Here is a 17,679-nt window from a genome sequence, read left to right as displayed (position 1 = left end):
GGCACTTAAAGAATGAAATACACTATTTTAGGGAAAAACAATTCCATTGTATATATTGAGAGCGAAGATATTTTAATAAATGATTCACAATCTGCTCTCGACCTTATGATGACGGTAAAATATGAAAAAGACTGCAGCAGAATTGTATTAGATAAAAAGGCCATAAGTGAAGAGTTCTTCAGACTTAGAAGCGGTATTGCCGGGGAAGTTCTGCAAAAATTTATAAATTACCGTACCAAGCTGGCTATTATCGGTGACTTTTCTAAGTACACAAGCAAGCCTTTGCATGATTTTATTCATGAGTGTAACAAAGGCAATGATATTTTCTTTGTAGACAATTTGGATCAGGCAGTAGAAAAATTGGCTTTGGCTTACTAACTACTGTCTATTCTTAACCAGATGGGGCGAATTTTGCAGATTATAAACGTACAGAAAAAGCATCTGAACAATATAATAAAATGTCAGACTCAAAGGATAGTAAGTAAAGATGCTGCTATCCTTTTTATCTATTGGGTATTCCTAGCGTTGGTTATAGTTAAGGGCACTTGTCATTGATGACATGTAACCTATTAACTTCAATTCTTATAGAAAACTGACCCTCTCGTAGCAATGCTTTGAGAAGGTTTTTTATAATATGGTATAAACTATAAAAAGATAATATTTGATTATTGCGTATTCGTAGAATGATGCGACATACAGGGGAACACCACAGGGAGTGTTCCATGCATCACATACCGACAGGCTGTTATTTCCTGTAGGGGAGAACATTGTTCTCCCGATGCATATCATTAGCGGGCGCACACTGTGCTCCCCTACATTGTCTCCAACATAAGGATAGCGGTAGGGGCAGACCTGTGTGTCTGCCCAAAGAGACGGCAAAATTAACGGGTGGACACATAGGTCCACACTCCACCAATATGTCGCATCATTCCTAAATCACGTCACAAATGTAATACCAAAAGAGTGGAGAATCTCCGCTCTTTTTTCGTTTCACGAATAGGAAATTTGACAGTATAGCAAACTAATGAAAACAGATGAAGGAAGGTGATATAATGTCAAAAACTATGCATAAAACAGCAAACAGATTGGTCGATGAAAAATCTCCATACCTGTTACAACATGCATATAATCCAGTGGATTGGTATCCATGGTCTGAAGAAGCTTTTGCTAGGGCAAGAGAACTAGACAGACCTGTGTTCCTGTCTATTGGATACTCTTGACATGGTAAAATTTTGTTGTCATTGGTGTCATGTGATGGAGAGGGAAAGCTTCGAAGATGAAGAAGTTGCAGAAGTACTCAATAAATATTTCATTTCAATCAAAGTAGACCGGGAAGAGCGGCCGGATATTGACCACATTTACATGAGCGTCTGCCAAGCTTTGACCGGACAAGGCGGGTGGCCCCTGACTATTATCATGACACCTGAAAAGAAGCCTTTTTATGCAGGTACCTATTTTCCGAAACACAACAAGTCCGGGCATCCTGGGCTCATAGATATATTAAATCGCATAGAAGATCTATGGAGCCGAAGAAGAGATGAGCTGGAGAAATCCGGCGAGCAGATCATGGAAGCTGTGGAAGCCTCTATCTTAGCAAGCAATAAGGCAGAGCTTTCAAAAGACATCTTACATAACACCTTTAGCGACTTAAAGCATTTCTTTGACCATGCCTATGGAGGCTTTGGAAAAGCGCCCAAATTCCCTACTCCTCATAATCTGTCCTACTTGTTGAGATACTATACGGCTACTGGCAATGAAGATGGATTGGTTATGGTTGAAAAGACATTAGACAGTATGTATAAAGGGGGTATTTTTGATCATATTGGTTTTGGGTTTGCCCGCTATTCTGTAGACCGGGAATGGCTGGTGCCCCACTTTGAGAAAATGCTTTACGATAATGCACTGCTTATTATTGCTTATCTAGAGGCTTTCCAAGTTACAGGAAACTATCGGTATGCAGAGGTCGCGGAAAAGATATTGACGTATATTTTGAGGGATATGACTCCTGTTGAAGGCGGATTTTATTCTGCTGAAGATGCTGACTCCGAAGGAGAAGAAGGAAAGTTCTATGTCTTTGATGTGGAAGAAGTAAAAGAAGTCTTGGGAGAGGAAGAGGGCCCGCGTTTCTGTAAATACTATGACATTAGGCATGGCGGAAATTTTGAGGGAAAGAGCGTACCGAATCTGATCCATGTTGCCCTGGAGCATCTGGAAAAGGATCAAAAACTAAGGGAACAATTAAATGTGGGGAGAGAAAAGTTATATCACTATAGGGAAAAAAGAATACACCCTTTTAAAGATGACAAAATTTTAACTTCATGGAATGGCTTAATGATTGCAGCCACCGCATTGGCTGGAAGGGTTCTGGATAATATTGCTTATATCCATGCTGCAAAGAAGGCTGCAGGCTTTATCATGAACAAGCTTGTAAAAGAAGATGGCAGATTGCTGGCCAGATACCGTGATGGAGATGCAGCCCATCTGGCATATATTGATGATTATGCATTTCTCATGTGGGGATTGATTGAACTGTATGAAACAACCTTTGAAACTGTCTATTTGGAAAAGGCCCTTGGATTAGCCCAGGATATGGTCTATTATTTCTGGGATGAAGAAGCGGGCGGATTCTATCTCTATGGGAAGGATAGTGAGAGACTGATTGCCAGGCCAAAGGAAGTCTACGATGGACCAACCCCTTCCGGCAACTCTGTTGCAGCTTTGAATTTGCTTAGACTTGCGCGAATGACAGGAAATAAGGTGTTGGAAGAAAAGGCAATGCAGCAGTTCCATACCTTTGGAGGAAATGTAAAGGAGAATCCAAACGCCTTTACACATTTTATGATGGCTTTCTTATTTGCCAATATGGCTCCCAAAGAGATTGTGATAGTTGGAGGGAGAGATAGCGAAGATACAAAGGCCATGCTGGCAGAAATTCACCGACATTTCCTACCCTTTACTACTGTAGTGTTGAATGATGACAGCGAAGAACTGTATAGATTGGTACCTTTTGCAGTAAAGCAAGGTATGATTGAGAACAAAGCTACTGCCTATATTTGTGAAAACTTTGCTTGCCAGGAGCCTACTGCAGATTTAGAGGTATTCAAGAAGTTGATTGTACAAAGGCAAAAGATGATGTGAGATAAGATCCAGAGCATTGCTTTGGATTTTACTTTTTACAGCCATACACATACAAAATTCCAATGATTTTTTTGTGAATTCTCACAATGGAATTTCTTCTTTCCTTCCTATATACTTGGGATAAAAGAATGCTGGGGGGAGAGAAATATGGCTAAGGTAATCTTAAAAAGCATTAAAAAAATCTATCCGGGAAATGTACAGGCGGTAAAAGACTTCAATATGGAAATTGAAGACAAAGAGTTCATTGTTCTAGTTGGACCATCAGGTTGTGGAAAAACAACAACTCTGAGAATGGTGGCTGGGTTGGAGGACATATCGGAAGGGGAACTATATATCGGAGACCGTTTGGTGAACGATGTATCGGCAAAGGATCGAGATATTGCTATGGTGTTTCAAAACTACGCGTTATATCCACATATGAGTGTATATGACAACATGGCTTTTGGTCTTCAGCTAAGAAAGCTGCCAAAGGATGTTATTGATGAAAAGGTAAAAGAAGCTGCAAAAATTTTAGAAATTGAACACTTGCTGGATCGAAAGCCAAAAGCGCTATCTGGTGGACAAAGACAGCGAGTGGCTTTAGGCAGGGCTATTGTCAGGGAACCTAAGGTGTTTCTAATGGATGAGCCCCTATCCAATCTGGATGCAAAACTTAGAGTACAGATGCGAACGGAGATTACAAAGCTTCACAAAAAACTTCAATCTACCTTTATTTACGTAACCCATGATCAAGTGGAAGCGATGACGATGGGATCAAGAATTGTAATTATGAAGGACGGGGACATACAGCAAATCGATACGCCCCAGAATGTATATGAAAACCCTGAGAATTTGTTTGTGGCAGAGTTTATCGGCAGTCCACAAATTAATATATTTAATGGCACGGTTGTAAAAAATCATGGTAAAATTGAATTAAGACTAGAGGACGATACGCCGATCCATGTTACAGAAGAAATGGAGAAAATCCTTGAACAAAGGGGATATTTAGAAAGAAAAGTTTATGTTGGAATCAGGCCGGAGCATCTCCATGAGAGAGAGATCCAACCGCTGCATCATAATTATTCAATGATTTGCGGAAAAATCGAAGTAGCTGAACTAATGGGTGCGGAAAAGTATTTTCACACAACGATCAGTGGTAAACAGATTATTGCGCGGGTTGATTCAAAGTCAGTGAAAAAATCAGGAGACGACATTGAACTGAATTATCACTGGGATAAGGTTTATTTATTTGACTTTGAAACGGAGAAGAGAATTTTTTAGAAGCTTACATGAAGGGGTATCCTATGGAGTCTATGAAAGCGGTATTACAGGAAATAGGCAGAACAGTTGGTAAAAGAATTCTTGTCATAGCACAGGAAAAAGCTTATAGATATCCTCCTGATGCAGAATTTAACATTCCATTGGCAGCGCTTCAAGAGAACATTGAAGGAAATTACAAGGGCTATAATATCTATCGCTTATCTCCCGAACATCCTCATACTTATGTTTGTATAGAAGAGGACAGCTTTCACAGGGATATTACAGTAAACCTTATGCTGCTTATGATTGCCAAAGTATTGCAGGAGCGAAAGTCACTATCCCAACTGGTAAGAGGAGTTTTGAACGGAAACGTAGAAGACGAGCAAATGTTTATCTTGGAAGAAAAAAAGAGTAAGCTGCTGCCTGCTCACCTGATCCTGATAGATACCCTGGATCAATATAATGAGGAAGTAATGGAAATAACATCGAACTTTACAAATGTTAAACTCCAACTGATATACGAAAATCGCGTACTCCTGCTGATAGAAGAGGGGACGATAGAGGATGTATGCAAAGATATACGGACAAATATTATGACAGAACTGCTTACAGACTGTTTCATTGCTATTGGAGGTATGCTTCAAGTCAGTGAAGAGCTGCGCATTCATTACGTCCGCTGTCTGGAAGCAATGGCGTTAAAAAGACGATTTAAACTTCCGGATGGGGTATATCATTATGAGAAAATGGATTTTTATCGTGTGGCAGGGGAACTAAATCCAGAGTTAAAGGAAAGCATCCTTCAAAAGGTATTTAGCAAAAAATTTGAGGAAGCATTGGATCATGAAATCGTTACAACCATTGAGGAATATTTTAAAAACAACTTAAACCTAACAGATACTGCCGCAAGACTATTTATCCATAGAAATACACTGCTGTATCGATTAGACAAAATCTATCGGTGCAGTGGCTATGATTTGAAGAATTTTTCGGACTGCTGGCTGTTTCAGCTAGCTTGGATCATGCGCAAGGAAAAAGTGATTTAGATATCTGTTTAAAGGATAATGTAAAGATCTTCATAAAGGTTTCCTTGCTCAGAGATGAGGTATCTGTTTCTTGCAGGTGAATCTGTTTTTATGATAGGATAGATATAAGGTAATCGGATAAAAGCAGGGTGTGGTTGCCGCCTCTATTCCCAAATGGAAGGGGGTGGTGCTATGACTACTTATGAAGCATTGTCTTTAATGATTTTGTTTTCTATGTTAGTAATAGCGGTCCTGAATTTCAGGATAAAAAAATAATCACCCTGCCTCGCCCGCAGTGTGATTATAATTAATTAACGAAACACTGTATGGCAACCGCACCGCGCGGTGCCGATTACCTTTTTCTATATTATAACATAAAACGAAAAGAAATAAACACAATTTTATACACTTTTCTTTAATGTGTTTTTTAGAGAATCTGCATTTAATTGAAAAGATATAAAGAAAATCAAAGAAGGATAAAGTAGCGCCTTCTTTTTTACAATGCATAAACTGCTTACAGATCTGATTCCTTTGAAAGGCCTTCAAGCCAAGCTTCCATGAGTAAATCCAGTTCTGATTGCAGCTGGGATTTTTCTTCACAGACTTTTTGAAGTCTTTTATAATCACTGTTGGCATCAGCCATTTCCTGATCTTTTTTCCGAAGCTGATCTTCTATTAACGCGATTTTTTCCTCTATTTTCTTCAAAGGTTCAAGCGATTTACTATGCTTTTGTGGAGAGACTGCTGTTGGCCTGTTAGACTTTTTTACCTTTGACGGCAGCTGTTTTTCTAAAAGCAATTTCATTTTCAGCTTCTTTTCTTTGTAATCTTCGTAGTTGCCGATATACTCTATCAGTCTCCCATTCTCCAGTTCAACGATACGATTTGTCATTCGATTGATAAAATAACGGTCATGGGAGATAAAAAGGATCGAGCCGACAAAGTCGGTGAGTGCTTCCTCCAAGGCTTCCCGAGAATCGATATCTAAATGATTTGTCGGTTCATCTAGAACTAATAGATTGAGGTCTTCCTGCATGAGCAGACACAGTTTTAATCGACTTTTTTCGCCGCCGGATAATGTCCCTGCTTTTTTAAATACATCATTTCCGTAAAAGAGAAATTTCGCCAAGATGCTGCGCGCCATTCCCTCAGGAACTGGTACTTGATGGCGGAAAACCTCAAGGATCGTAGCATCCTCCCGGGGAAAAGCGATCTCTTGTTCCAGATAGCCTATACGAAGATTGGCACCAACTTTGATTTCGCCATCGTCATAGGGAAGCTGTTCCAGCAGAATTTTAAACAGCGTAGATTTACCGCTGCCATTTTTACCAAGAAGTCCAATCCGCTCTCCATAGCGCATCTGAAAGTTGAGCTGATCGAGCAGTACTTGGTCATCGAAGGTTTTTCGCAAGTTTTTCACGACAAAAATATCTTTGCCGGACCGTTGTTCCCCACCTAACTGAAGCTGGATTTTTGCCCTATCTAACTGGGGTCGGTCAAGTTTTTCTATTTTATCTAGGCGCTTTTGCATACTGGCAGCCCGTCTGAAAAATTTTTCATTACCGCCCCGATTGCCCCAATCACGAAGATCCTTGATGGCGTTCTCTATGGCTTTTATTTTCTTCTGTTGATCTGTATAAGCCTCAAATTGCAACAGCAGTCTTTTTTCTTTTTCCTCTACATAATAGGAATAATTTCCTTCGTAAACGGCGGCTTTTCCATCTTCGATCTCGATTACCCGGTGAACCACACGGTCTAAGAAATATCGGTCATGGGAGATGATTAAAACAGTGCCTTTATATTCTTTTAGATAATCCTCCAACCATTCAATAGATTCTAGATCCAAGTGGTTTGAAGGTTCGTCCAGAAGCAAAACATCGGGTCCTTGCAGCAGTATCTTCCCAAGGATGGCGGAGGTTTTTTCACCGCCGCTTAGAGAGGAGAAGCTTCTATCCAGAAAAGCCTCTGAAAACTTTAGACCGCTGCACACTTTGCTCAGCTTTTCCTCCATATTATATCCGCCTTGATGCTCGTATCGCAGTTGTACTTCTCCATATCTTTTCATAATCTCATCCAGCTGCATGGGTAGAGCATGGGCCATTTCCCGTTCCAGTTGATGCATATGGTCTTTCAATATTAAAAGTTCTTCAAAGGCACTGTTGAGTACATCTAGTACTTTGGTAGCTTCAGGGAAAGCAGGTATCTGATCCAAATAACCCAGCGTCGTGTTTTTTCGGATTGATAAAAATCCACCATCTTGTTTTTCTATTCCTGCAATGATTTTAAAAACAGTAGTTTTGCCACTGCCGTTTTGGCCTACCACGCCAATTCTTTCCCCATTTCCGATTTCAAAGGTGATATCTCCTAGGACTTTATTGGCACCATAATATTTTTCAATGTTTTTTAAAGCTACATCAATCATTTGAATTCCTCCTTAATTAAGACAAAAGCCCAGACCGGTAAATCCATGCCTAAGCTTTGAAGGAATAATATGCAAAGAAGCCAGTTCTATTTCAAGGTGTACAGAACCGTTTTATACCACAAAAAAGCCCAGGCAAGTAAATCCTTGACCGGGCATTCTATTCGACAGGTTTTGGATGATTTACTTTACGCTAGTTGACATAATATCTAATTTTAGACACACTACCCCCTTGGCAAAAAAAATCAAATGTTATTGCAGTTACAGGCAGTCTGTTTAAAATTGTATCAACCAGCAATTGTCCATACATCCATTTCACCTCCTAATCTTCCTAATTATACCATAGGAGTTGTATCTCTTCAAGACGAAATTTGAAGGAAAAATTTCTATTGACAGAATAGACAGAATGGTATATGATTTTATGAAATAGCCCGGAAATTCTATGATTGGAAAAAGTAGATAGGCAGCAAAGGCATAGCGAGTCGGGGATGGTGGAAGCCTGATGCAGAGGTGCTTATTGAATGGTTCCAGGAGAAGCTGTGTGAAATCCGCTTGGAGAGTAGCATAAAGCCGTCAGCCTTACGTTACAGAGGCAGGATATCGAAAGCGTACTACGGTTTCTGTATCTGAGAAAGTGAGATAGATTCTATCTGTCTAAAGTAGGTGGCAACGCGGAATGAGAACATTTCGTCCTATCAAATTAGGATGAAGTGTTTTATTTTTTTGTTCAAGTTGCGGCTGAGAAGTAGAAAGATAGGCTGTCTAATAAGGGTGGCACCGCGGAAGCAAGAGCATTCCGTCCCTGTAATGGGGATGGTGTGCTCTTTTTTATTTTTCAAAAACAAATCTAGTTATAAGGGGTGGTAAAATGATTTATCCGGAATTCGAAGAATTGAAAAGGATTGGCAGCTGTGCAGGGATAGTTCCGATCTGTTTGGAGATGGAGGGGGATACAGAAACCCCAATTACCCTATTTAAAAAGCTCTGCAGTACGAAGGACAGCTATCTTTTGGAGAGTGTAGAAGGAGGAACAAAGTGGGGGCGGTATTCTTATATTGGCAGAAAGCCTTTTATGAAGATAACCTGTTATGGACAGGAAATTTCTATTATCCGTGGAAAAGAGCATAGCTTCAGCATCGGGCAGCCCCTGGAGTTTGTGAAAACTTATATGAATGGCATCAAAATGGCACCGGTAGAAAATATGCCGGACTTCTATGGCGGTGCTGTGGGATACATTGGCTATGATGTCATCCGAAGTTATGAGCAATTGGGACCAATCAATCAGGATGATCTCCAGATACCCGATACCTGCCTGCTATTTACGGAGGAGGTGATCGTCTATGATCATGTAAAGCAAAAAATTAAAATTATCTTGATGCTGGCTGTGGATGAAAACTTAGAAAAGCGCTATCAAGATGGAAGAAAACGACTTTATGAAATAAAAGAGGAAATTCTTCAGAAAACACTATCTGTTAGCGGAGAAATAGAAGAAACACTGCAGGCAGGAAACTGTCAAAGCACGGAGAGCAAAGAAAGCTTTATGGAAAAGGTTGATAAAGCTAAAACATATATAAAGAACGGGGATATCTTTCAGGTAGTATTGTCCCAACGGCTGCAGATCGACACAAAAGTAAATCCTTTTAATGCATACCGTTCCCTACGGAGTCTGAATCCTTCTCCCTATATGTATTTTTTTGATTTTGGTGATTATCATGTGGTAGGCTCTTCGCCGGAACTGTTGACAAAGGTAAAGGAAGGCTGCATTGAGACCTGCCCGATCGCAGGAACAAGGCCCAGAGGACGGGATAGAACGGAAGATGAAGCATATGCCCGGGAGTTGTTAAAGGATGAAAAGGAATTGGCGGAGCATTTGATGCTGGTAGATTTAGCAAGGAACGATATCGGAAAGGTATCTGCTTTTGGTACGGTAGAGGTGAATCAGTTAATGGATATACAAAGATATTCTCATGTGATGCATATTGTATCCAACGTGATTGGGAGATTGAAGGAAGAATACAATATGTATGACGGATTGGTGGCCTGTATGCCTGCCGGTACAGTATCAGGCGCACCAAAGATTCGGGCGATGCAAGTCATTGATGAACTGGAAACAAGAAAAAGAGGGCTTTATGCAGGAGCGGTAGGATATTTTGGATTTAATGGAAACATGGATATGTGTATTGCCATCCGAACCATTCTATTTAAAGATAATACTGCTTATATTCAGGCAGGAGCTGGGATTGTGGCAGATTCAGACCCTGAAAAAGAGTATGAGGAAACCCTGCGAAAGGCAGAGGCCCTTTTACAAACTATCTATAAAGCAAAGGAGGAATCCAATTGATTGTGATCATTGATAATTATGATTCCTTTACCTACAACCTGTATCAGTATATAGGCGAGATACATGGGGATGTAGAGGTATTCAGAAATGATAAGGTAACCGTCGCTGAACTGCAGGGGATGGATATCAGCCATCTGGTCATTTCTCCCGGACCGGGATTTCCTAAAGATGCGGGCATCTCCATGGAAGTGGTCAAAGTCCTAGGAAAAAAAATTCCCACCTTAGGTGTATGCCTGGGTCATCAGGCCATCGGAGAAGCTTTTGGAGGTCATATCGTGCATGCGCAAAAAACCGTACATGGCAAAATATCTAAAGTTTTTCATAATGAAAAAGGTCTATTTGAAGGCCTGGAAAATCCTCTCAATGTTACAAGATATCATTCTTTAGCGGTGGATCGGAAGGCACTGCCGGAAGAATTGGAAATTACAGCTGAAAGTGTAGATGGGGAAATCATGGGGATAAGACATAAGGACTATCCCATATACGGCTTGCAATTTCACCCTGAGTCCATATCTACACAAAGAGGAAAAGAACTGTTAAGAAAATTTCTTGCCTTATAGGATAGAAGAGTGGAAAGGAGTGGTGTATGTGATGTTAACAGCTGCAATGGATAAAGTGATAAAAGGACAAAGTTTATCGGAGAATGAAATGGTGACAATCATGGAGGACATCATGGAAGGAAAGGCAACCCCTGCTCAAATCGGAGGTCTGCTGGTAGCACTGCGGATAAAAGGAGAAACATTGGAGGAAATAACCGGCTGCGCAAAGGCGATGCGGAGAAAGGCATCGCCTGTGAAAATTGATACAGATTATGCTATTGATACCTGCGGAACAGGGGGAGATGGTGCACACACTTTTAACGTTTCTACAGGAGCGGCCTTAGTAGCGGCAGCAGCAGGTGCGACTGTAGTAAAACACGGAAACCGGTCTGTTTCCAGTAAATGCGGTAGTGCAGATGTATTGGAGCATTTAGGTGTAAATATTGAACTGGAACCATTAGCGGTACAGGAATGTGTGAAGGCACTCAATATCGGTTTTATGTATGCGCCCCATTTTCATCAGGCGATGGGTTACGCAGCTGGACCGAGGCGGGAGCTGGGAATAAGAACGATTTTTAATATTTTAGGTCCTTTGACCAATCCAGCAGGGGTTAAGGGGCAAGTAGTTGGGGTTTTTGATGAAAGGCTTACGGAATTGATGGCAGCGGTTTTAAAAAATCTTGGTACAGAAAGGGCAATGGTCGTACATGGGCTGGATGGACTGGACGAGATTACGATTGCCACAAAGACAAAGGTAAGTGAATTAAAGGATGACCGGATCATAAATTATACGATTGATCCAAGGGATTTTGGATTACCATTGGGAGATAGAAAAGACCTGGAAGGAGGTTCTCCCGGTCAAAATGCGGAGATTTTGCGAAGACTTTTCCAAGGAGAGCAGGGAGTGAAGCGAAATATGCTGCTGCTCAATGCTGGCGCTGCCATTTATGTAGGAAAACAGGCAGCCTCTTTGGAAGAAGGCATTCGTCTTGCAGCAGAAACAATCGATAAGAAATTGGTAATGAAAAAGTTAAACCAATGGATTAAAAAGAGTCAGGGTGAAGGCCTATGATATTGGATAAGATTATTCGTAAAAAAAAGCAGGTAGTGGAAGCGGAAAAAATGAAGATGCCTTTGTACCGAATGTTTTCTGGATTAGAAGCAGAAAGGCAGTGCTTGGATTTTAAACAAGCGATAAAAAGCAAGTTAGGACTAAGTATGATCGCAGAAGTAAAGCGGGCTTCTCCTTCTAAAGGCATTATTCGAGAAGATTTTAATCCCTTAGAAATTGCAAGAAGTTATCAGCAAAACAAGGCAGAAGCAATCTCCGTACTGACAGAAGAACATTTTTTCCAAGGAAGCAGCCGATATTTGTCAGAAATCAGAAGGTTTGCCGATATTCCCTTATTAAGAAAGGACTTTATCATAGATCCTTATCAAATCTATCAATCAAAGGCTTTGGGTGCCGATGTGATTTTGCTGGTTGCAGCGGCTTTATGCACGAAGGAATTGGTGCTTTTTCAAAAAATAGCCGCAGAAATCGGACTCCAGTGTCTTGTAGAAGTACACAATCAGGAAGAGCTGGACATAGCCGTGGAAGCACAGGCAGAGATCATCGGAATCAATAATCGCAGCTTAAAAACCTTTGATACAGATATTGAAACAACGGCACATCTAATCAATAAAATCCCTAAGGGAAAAACCATTATCAGTGAAAGTGGCATTCATACCAGAGCAGATATGAAGTACCTGGAAAAATTGGGGGTAGATGGTGTTTTGATTGGAGAAAGTCTAATGCGGGCCAGTTCCATAAGAGACAAAATGCGAGAATTAAGGGGGGATAGGGATTGACAAAAATAAAAATCTGCGGATTGAAAAGAAAAGAGGATATCCAATATGTAAATCAATTGCAGCCTGATTATGTAGGGTTTGTATTTGCCCGGAGCAGCCGGCAGGTTGATTTGAATTGGGCTAGAGAATTGGTCAAAGATTTGGATCAGCAGATTAAAAAAGTGGGAATATTTCAGAACATGAAAAAAGAAGAGGTTGATGCGGTTGCTGAAGGATGCGGGCTGGATGTGTTGCAGTTTCATGGAGACGAGGAGCCGGATTACTGCAAAGCATTTCAACGACAAGTATGGAAAGCCTTTCGGATTAAAGATAAAGTCAGCTTTAGGCAGATGCAGCAATATACAGTGGCTGGTTATCTGTTGGATACCTATACAGGAGGGCAATATGGCGGAAGCGGAAAGACTTTTCCATGGGAGATGGCAGTAAGTATAAGGCGAAGAGGGCTATGGATAGTGGCTGGAGGACTTCATGCAGGGAATGTAGGAGAAGCTATCCGAATTTTGAAGCCGGATATCGTTGATGTAAGCAGTGGTGTAGAAGAGAATGGCATAAAAGATTTTAACAAAATGAAAAATTTTATAGAGAATGTGAGGAGATAAGATGAAAGATACAAAATTGCCGAAAAAATTTGGACAGTTTGGAGGGCAGTTCGTACCGGAAACGTTGATGAATGCACTAATTGAGTTAGAAGAAAAATTTATTGAGGCGAAAAATGACGAGGATTTTAGAAAAGAATATCAGTACTTTGTGAGAGATTACTCAGGCCGGCCTACGCCTCTGTACTTTGCTGAAAATCTGACAGCACGTCTAGGCGGCGGAAAGATTTATTTAAAGCGGGAGGATTTGAATCATACAGGTGCACATAAGATTAATAATGTCATCGGACAGGTACTCCTGGCAAAGAGAATGGGTAAAAAAAGAATTATCGCAGAAACAGGAGCAGGGCAGCATGGTGTAGCTACGGCCACAATCTGTGCTATGTTTGGGTTAGACTGCGAAGTCTATATGGGAGAAGAGGACATACAGCGGCAATCACTGAATGTATTCAAAATGAAGCTGTTGGGCGCCAAGGTGAACAGTGTAACCTCGGGAACTGCAACCCTAAAAGATGCTACAAACGAAGCCATAAGAGATTGGGTAACCCATGTAGATGATACTTTTTATGTGATTGGTTCTGTTGTAGGCCCCCATCCTTATCCTACTATGGTAAGAGATTTTCAACGAATTATTGGAGATGAGGTAAAGGAGCAAATTATAGAAAAGGAAAGACGGTATCCTGACTATTTGATTGCCTGTGTTGGTGGTGGAAGCAATGCCATGGGACTATTTTATCCTTTCAAAGATGAAACAGGAGTAAAACTTATTGGGGTAGAAGCTGCAGGAAAGGGTGTGAATACCGAAGCCCACGCAGCTACCATTGCAAAGGGAACTCTTGGGGTACTCCATGGGATGATGACCTATTTGCTTCAGGATGATAACGGTCAGATTTTACCGGTCTATTCTATATCAGCCGGATTGGATTATCCTGGCATTGGACCGGAACATGCCTATTTTCATACTACGGGCAGAGGCGAATATGTGTCTATAACGGATAATGAGGCGCTAGAGGCCTTTGAGTACTTAACCGTTACGGAAGGAATTATCCCTGCCCTAGAGAGTGCACATGCAATTGGACATTTAATGAAGCTTGCACCTAAGACCAACAAAGAGGATATTATTGTGGTCAATTTATCGGGCAGAGGGGATAAGGATATTGATACGGTATTAAAAAATTTAGAGAGGAAAGATCAATATGAAGAGTAAAATTGCAAGTAAGTTTGAAACGCTGAAAAACAAGAATAAGAAGGCATTAATCCCCTATATAACCTGCGGAGATCCAGAACTGCAAACTACAGAGAAGCTGGTATTCGCATTAGAAAAGGCAGGAGCAGATATTATTGAACTGGGGATTCCCTACTCCGACCCCTTAGCCGACGGTCCTGTTATCCAAAGAGCTTCCCAAAGAGCCTTAAAAAATCCTATTACCATTGACACTATTTTTGAGATGATCACTGGTCTGCGCAGGCAAACAATGATTCCTCTTGTATTTTTGGTTTATTATAACGCTGTTTTTCGATATGGTACGGAAAAGTTTCTAAAAAACTGCAATGAAAGCGGTATAGATGGATTAATTATTCCAGATTTGCCCTTAGAGGAAAGAAAAGAACTTTATGAGCAAATGAAAGCTTATCCGGTGGATTTAATTCCAATGGCAGCGCCTACATCGGAAGCACGGATTCAAGAGATTGTTCAGGTCGGCAGTGGCTTTGTTTACTGCATTTCCTCAAAAGGAGTTACGGGGAAGCGAGATACTTTTGAGAATAATTTAGACCAATTTATGGCACAGGTTAAAAAGCATACATCTATTCCTACTGCTATTGGGTTCGGAATATCTGGAGAAGAGGCTGTAAGAAAGCTAAAGGGGCTTAGTGACGGCCTGATTGTGGGCAGCAGTATCATAGAAAAAATCGAAGAGGGAATCGGAACCGGAGATGTGGAAGAACGGGTTTTTGACTTTGTTCAGAGACTTCATCATTCTATTGAATAGGTATATGATATAATAGAATAGTAAAGATAGGATGAAGGAGGAATGGATATGCGGTACATAGATTTGCGAAGTGATACAGTAACTGTGCCGACGGAAGAAATGCGGGAAGCCATGTTTCGCGCAGAGGTGGGGGATGATGTATATGGAGACGACCCTACGGTAAACAGACTGGAGGAATATGCTGCCCGGTTAGTAGGAAAGGAAGCTGCTTTATTTGTACCCAGTGGTACCTTTGGAAATCAGCTGGCCCTTTTTGTTCATTGCAAGCGGGGAGACGAGGTCCTATTGGGAGATGATAGTCATATTGTACAGCATGAAGTCGGCGCAGCTTCTGTGATTGCAGGCGTACAACTGAGGACCTTAACCAGTTGTCATGGCGAATTAGACCCACGGGAAGTGGAAGCAAAGATCAGGAAGGAAGCGGATATCCATTATCCGGATACCGGATTAATCTGTTTGGAAAATGCCCATTCCAATGGAAAAGTAATCTCTCTGGAAAATATGGAGCAAATCCATAAAATTACAAGGAAGTATCATATACCTATTCATCTAGACGGGGCAAGACTTTTTAATGCGGCCACTTATCTAAATGTAGAAGCCGGTGAGATTGTTCAGTATGTTGATTCAGTGATGTTTTGCCTTTCCAAGGGCCTCTGTGCACCGGTGGGGTCTATTTTAGCAGGAAGCAAAACTTTTATTGAAAAGGCAAGAAAGGGCAGAAAGCTATTGGGCGGCGGATTAAGACAATCAGGATTTTTGGCAGCAGCAGGATTGGTAGCCTTGGAAAAAATGATTCACCGACTGAAGGAAGACCATGAAAATGCTTTGCTGATGGGGCAGGAGCTTGCGAAGATTCCAGGCATAAAGGTTAATATAGAAGATATTCATCTTAATATGGTATTTTTTGATATGACAGGTACGGAATATGATTCAGATAAACTGGTGAAAGAGATGTTGAAGAAGGGTATTAAAATCAATCCGGCAGAGGATGGTATCATGCGTTTTGTCACTAACTACTGGGTTAACCGTGAGGATGTACACTATGTAGTAGATACACTGAAAACGATCATCAATATGTAAAAATGCCACGATCATTTGATCGTGGCATTTGCCTATACTGCAGTAAATCCAATAACCAGATAGACGGCTGCAGCAAGCCCTGCTGCCATTAATGCATAAGGAATTTGTGTTTTTACATGGTCGATGTGATCAGATGCAGCTCCGGTAGATGCTAAAATTGTTGTATCAGAAAGCGGTGAACAGTGATCGCCAAACACACCGCCGCCCGCAACAGCAGCAATCGTAGCCAGCACTAGGGAGGTAATTTCGCCGCCGGCAAAGCTGAAGGCAAGTGGAGCAGCAATTGGCATAACAATGGCAAAGGTTCCCCAGGATGTACCTGTTGAAAACGCGATTGTACTAGCAATTAAAAAGGTTAGTGCAGGAAGCAAATTGGGTGTCAGCCAGGATTCGGTTACAGAAATAATATAATTTGCAGTTCCCATATCCTTACTTAGCTTATTAATGGAGAAGGATAGCGCTAAGATGATGATGGCTGGAAGTACGCCTTTCATCCCTGCCATAGCAGTCTTCATGATGTCATTAAAAGGAATGCCCTTTACTCTCATGATAATGCCCAATACAACCACTGCTGTCATAAATGCTTCCATGGTCTTAGCAGATTTCATGGTAATAAAAGTACCCACCGCAATAGAGATAACGATTAGTACAGGTAATATAAAAGTAGCCAGCACGCTGCAGGAGAAGCCTTCATAGGGGGGTGTATCTGTTAATTCTTCTCCTAGAAGCGGATCGGCCCCATCACGTAATACTTTTCCCTCTTCTAAAGCTCTCTTTTCAGCAGCCTTCATAGGCCCAAAATCTGGAATAGCGCCAATCGCAAACAATCCAACGAATGCAACAGCGATGATCGCATAGAAGTTAAAGGGAACAGATCTTGTAAATACAGAGATTGCCTGATTGGCATCCTCAATCGGGCCCATTCCGATGAGTAACCCGGATATGTATACGGCCCAGCCGGTAATGGGTACCATTACACTGACCGGGGCAGAGGTGGAGTCGGCAATGTAGGCCAGTTTCTCCCTGGAAATCTTAGCTTTATCGGAGAGGCCCCGCATGGTTGAACCAACAAATAAAGGACTGAAATAGTCACTAAAGAATACAAACATCCCCATTACCCAAGCCACTAATTGAATCTTGACTCTACTCAATTTTCTGTTGTCCATGATTCTTGTGAAGCCTTGTATAGCGCCTGTTCGCTGGAAAAACGCAATTAAAATACCGATGAATAGCTCTAGTAGCAGAATCCAAGAAAAACTGGTAGTGCCTAGTGCACCTTTTAAAAGATTGGGAAAACCTAAAAGACCCTGCCCCGCCATTAAAACTCCGATAAAACAAGCTACAGCCAGAGAAAACACAGTGTTTCTTGTCTTAAATGCAAGTATAATAGCGATTGCTGCAGGTAGTATAGAAATAATGCCTAAATGTGCTCCTGCTTCCATTTTCATCTCTCCTTTTCATTA

The 17,679-nt window shown here is 41.2% G+C and carries 16 protein-coding genes and 1 other annotated feature; of the genes, 14 read left to right on the top strand and 2 right to left on the bottom strand.

Annotated elements, in window-relative coordinates; translation table 11 throughout:
* Window positions 1-12 precede the first annotated feature (12 nt).
* The 6 genes from Gferi_RS06610 (at window position 13) to Gferi_RS29420 (ending at window position 5,675) form a co-directional block, all read left to right on the top strand.
* Window positions 13-378 carry a DUF4180 domain-containing protein gene (locus Gferi_RS06610; protein WP_069974832.1) on the top strand — a complete coding sequence of 122 codons (366 nt, stop codon included), beginning with the start codon at window positions 13-15 and terminating at the stop codon, window positions 376-378.
* 674 nt (window positions 379-1,052) lie between these two features.
* Entirely contained in the window at window positions 1,053-1,220 is a 168-nt protein-coding gene (locus Gferi_RS29165; protein ID WP_207645802.1) for a DUF255 domain-containing protein, read from the top strand.
* Window positions 1,221-1,254: 34 nt separating this feature from the next.
* A complete protein-coding gene (locus Gferi_RS06605) occupies window positions 1,255-3,138 on the top strand; it encodes a thioredoxin domain-containing protein (RefSeq protein WP_334292689.1) in 1,884 nt (627 codons plus the stop codon).
* A 147-nt stretch (window positions 3,139-3,285) separates the two neighbouring features.
* Window positions 3,286-4,398 (top strand): ABC transporter ATP-binding protein, encoded by a 1,113-nt coding sequence (locus Gferi_RS06600; protein ID WP_069974831.1) that lies wholly within the window; start codon window positions 3,286-3,288, stop codon window positions 4,396-4,398.
* 23 nt (window positions 4,399-4,421) lie between these two features.
* Window positions 4,422-5,420, top strand: coding sequence for a PucR family transcriptional regulator (locus Gferi_RS06595; protein WP_069974830.1), 999 nt, complete (start codon window positions 4,422-4,424; stop codon window positions 5,418-5,420).
* 153 nt (window positions 5,421-5,573) lie between these two features.
* Entirely contained in the window at window positions 5,574-5,675 is a 102-nt protein-coding gene (locus tag Gferi_RS29420) for a putative holin-like toxin (protein WP_408607485.1), read from the top strand.
* Window positions 5,676-5,913: 238 nt separating this feature from the next.
* Here the strand turns inward: Gferi_RS29420 and abc-f are convergent, their stop codons facing one another.
* Window positions 5,914-7,821, bottom strand: coding sequence for a ribosomal protection-like ABC-F family protein (gene abc-f / locus Gferi_RS06590; RefSeq protein WP_069974829.1), 1,908 nt, complete (start codon window positions 7,819-7,821; stop codon window positions 5,914-5,916).
* A gap of 430 nt (window positions 7,822-8,251) precedes the next feature.
* Window positions 8,252-8,516, top strand: a binding site (T-box leader).
* A 170-nt stretch (window positions 8,517-8,686) separates the two neighbouring features.
* Here abc-f and trpE point away from each other — a divergent pair.
* From trpE to ltaE, 8 genes are read left to right on the top strand one after another with little or no spacing between them, the layout of a single operon-like run.
* Window positions 8,687-10,159: an anthranilate synthase component I gene (gene trpE / locus Gferi_RS06585; RefSeq protein ID WP_069974828.1), complete on the top strand. Its 1,473-nt coding sequence runs from the start codon at window positions 8,687-8,689 to the stop codon at window positions 10,157-10,159.
* 2 nt (window positions 10,160-10,161) lie between these two features.
* Window positions 10,162-10,719 carry an aminodeoxychorismate/anthranilate synthase component II gene (locus Gferi_RS06580; RefSeq protein WP_330389690.1) on the top strand — a complete coding sequence of 186 codons (558 nt, stop codon included), beginning with the start codon at window positions 10,162-10,164 and terminating at the stop codon, window positions 10,717-10,719.
* 31 nt (window positions 10,720-10,750) lie between these two features.
* Complete coding sequence (trpD, locus tag Gferi_RS06575) at window positions 10,751-11,770, top strand: anthranilate phosphoribosyltransferase (RefSeq protein WP_069974826.1); 1,020 nt, start codon at window positions 10,751-10,753, stop codon at window positions 11,768-11,770.
* On the top strand, window positions 11,767-12,549 hold the full coding sequence (gene trpC / locus Gferi_RS06570; RefSeq protein WP_069974825.1) for an indole-3-glycerol phosphate synthase TrpC: 783 nt from the start codon (window positions 11,767-11,769) through the stop codon (window positions 12,547-12,549). The genes trpD and trpC overlap by 4 nt, the downstream gene beginning before the upstream one ends.
* On the top strand, window positions 12,546-13,148 hold the full coding sequence (locus tag Gferi_RS06565) for a phosphoribosylanthranilate isomerase (protein ID WP_069974824.1): 603 nt from the start codon (window positions 12,546-12,548) through the stop codon (window positions 13,146-13,148). Before trpC ends, Gferi_RS06565 begins: the two co-directional genes overlap by 4 nt.
* 1 nt (window position 13,149) lies before the next feature.
* The gene (trpB, locus tag Gferi_RS06560) at window positions 13,150-14,352 is read left to right on the top strand and encodes a tryptophan synthase subunit beta (RefSeq protein ID WP_069974823.1); all 1,203 of its coding nucleotides are present in this window, start codon (window positions 13,150-13,152) and stop codon (window positions 14,350-14,352) included.
* Entirely contained in the window at window positions 14,342-15,136 is a 795-nt protein-coding gene (gene trpA / locus Gferi_RS06555; protein ID WP_069974822.1) for a tryptophan synthase subunit alpha, read from the top strand. Before trpB ends, trpA begins: the two co-directional genes overlap by 11 nt.
* A 48-nt stretch (window positions 15,137-15,184) precedes the next feature.
* Window positions 15,185-16,216 (top strand): low-specificity L-threonine aldolase, encoded by a 1,032-nt coding sequence (gene ltaE / locus Gferi_RS06550; RefSeq protein WP_069974821.1) that lies wholly within the window; start codon window positions 15,185-15,187, stop codon window positions 16,214-16,216.
* 32 nt (window positions 16,217-16,248) lie between these two features.
* On the opposite strand, the gene Gferi_RS06545 is transcribed toward ltaE, so the two are convergent.
* Window positions 16,249-17,658: a Na+/H+ antiporter NhaC family protein gene (locus Gferi_RS06545; protein ID WP_069974820.1), complete on the bottom strand. Its 1,410-nt coding sequence runs from the start codon at window positions 17,656-17,658 to the stop codon at window positions 16,249-16,251.
* Window positions 17,659-17,679 lie beyond the last annotated feature (21 nt).

Source organism: Geosporobacter ferrireducens (assembly GCF_001750685.1).
Taxonomy (GTDB): domain Bacteria; phylum Bacillota; class Clostridia; order Peptostreptococcales; family Thermotaleaceae; genus Geosporobacter; species Geosporobacter ferrireducens.
The sequence above is the reverse complement of the archived record's forward strand: the minus strand, read 5'-3'. Positions and strand labels throughout refer to the sequence as shown.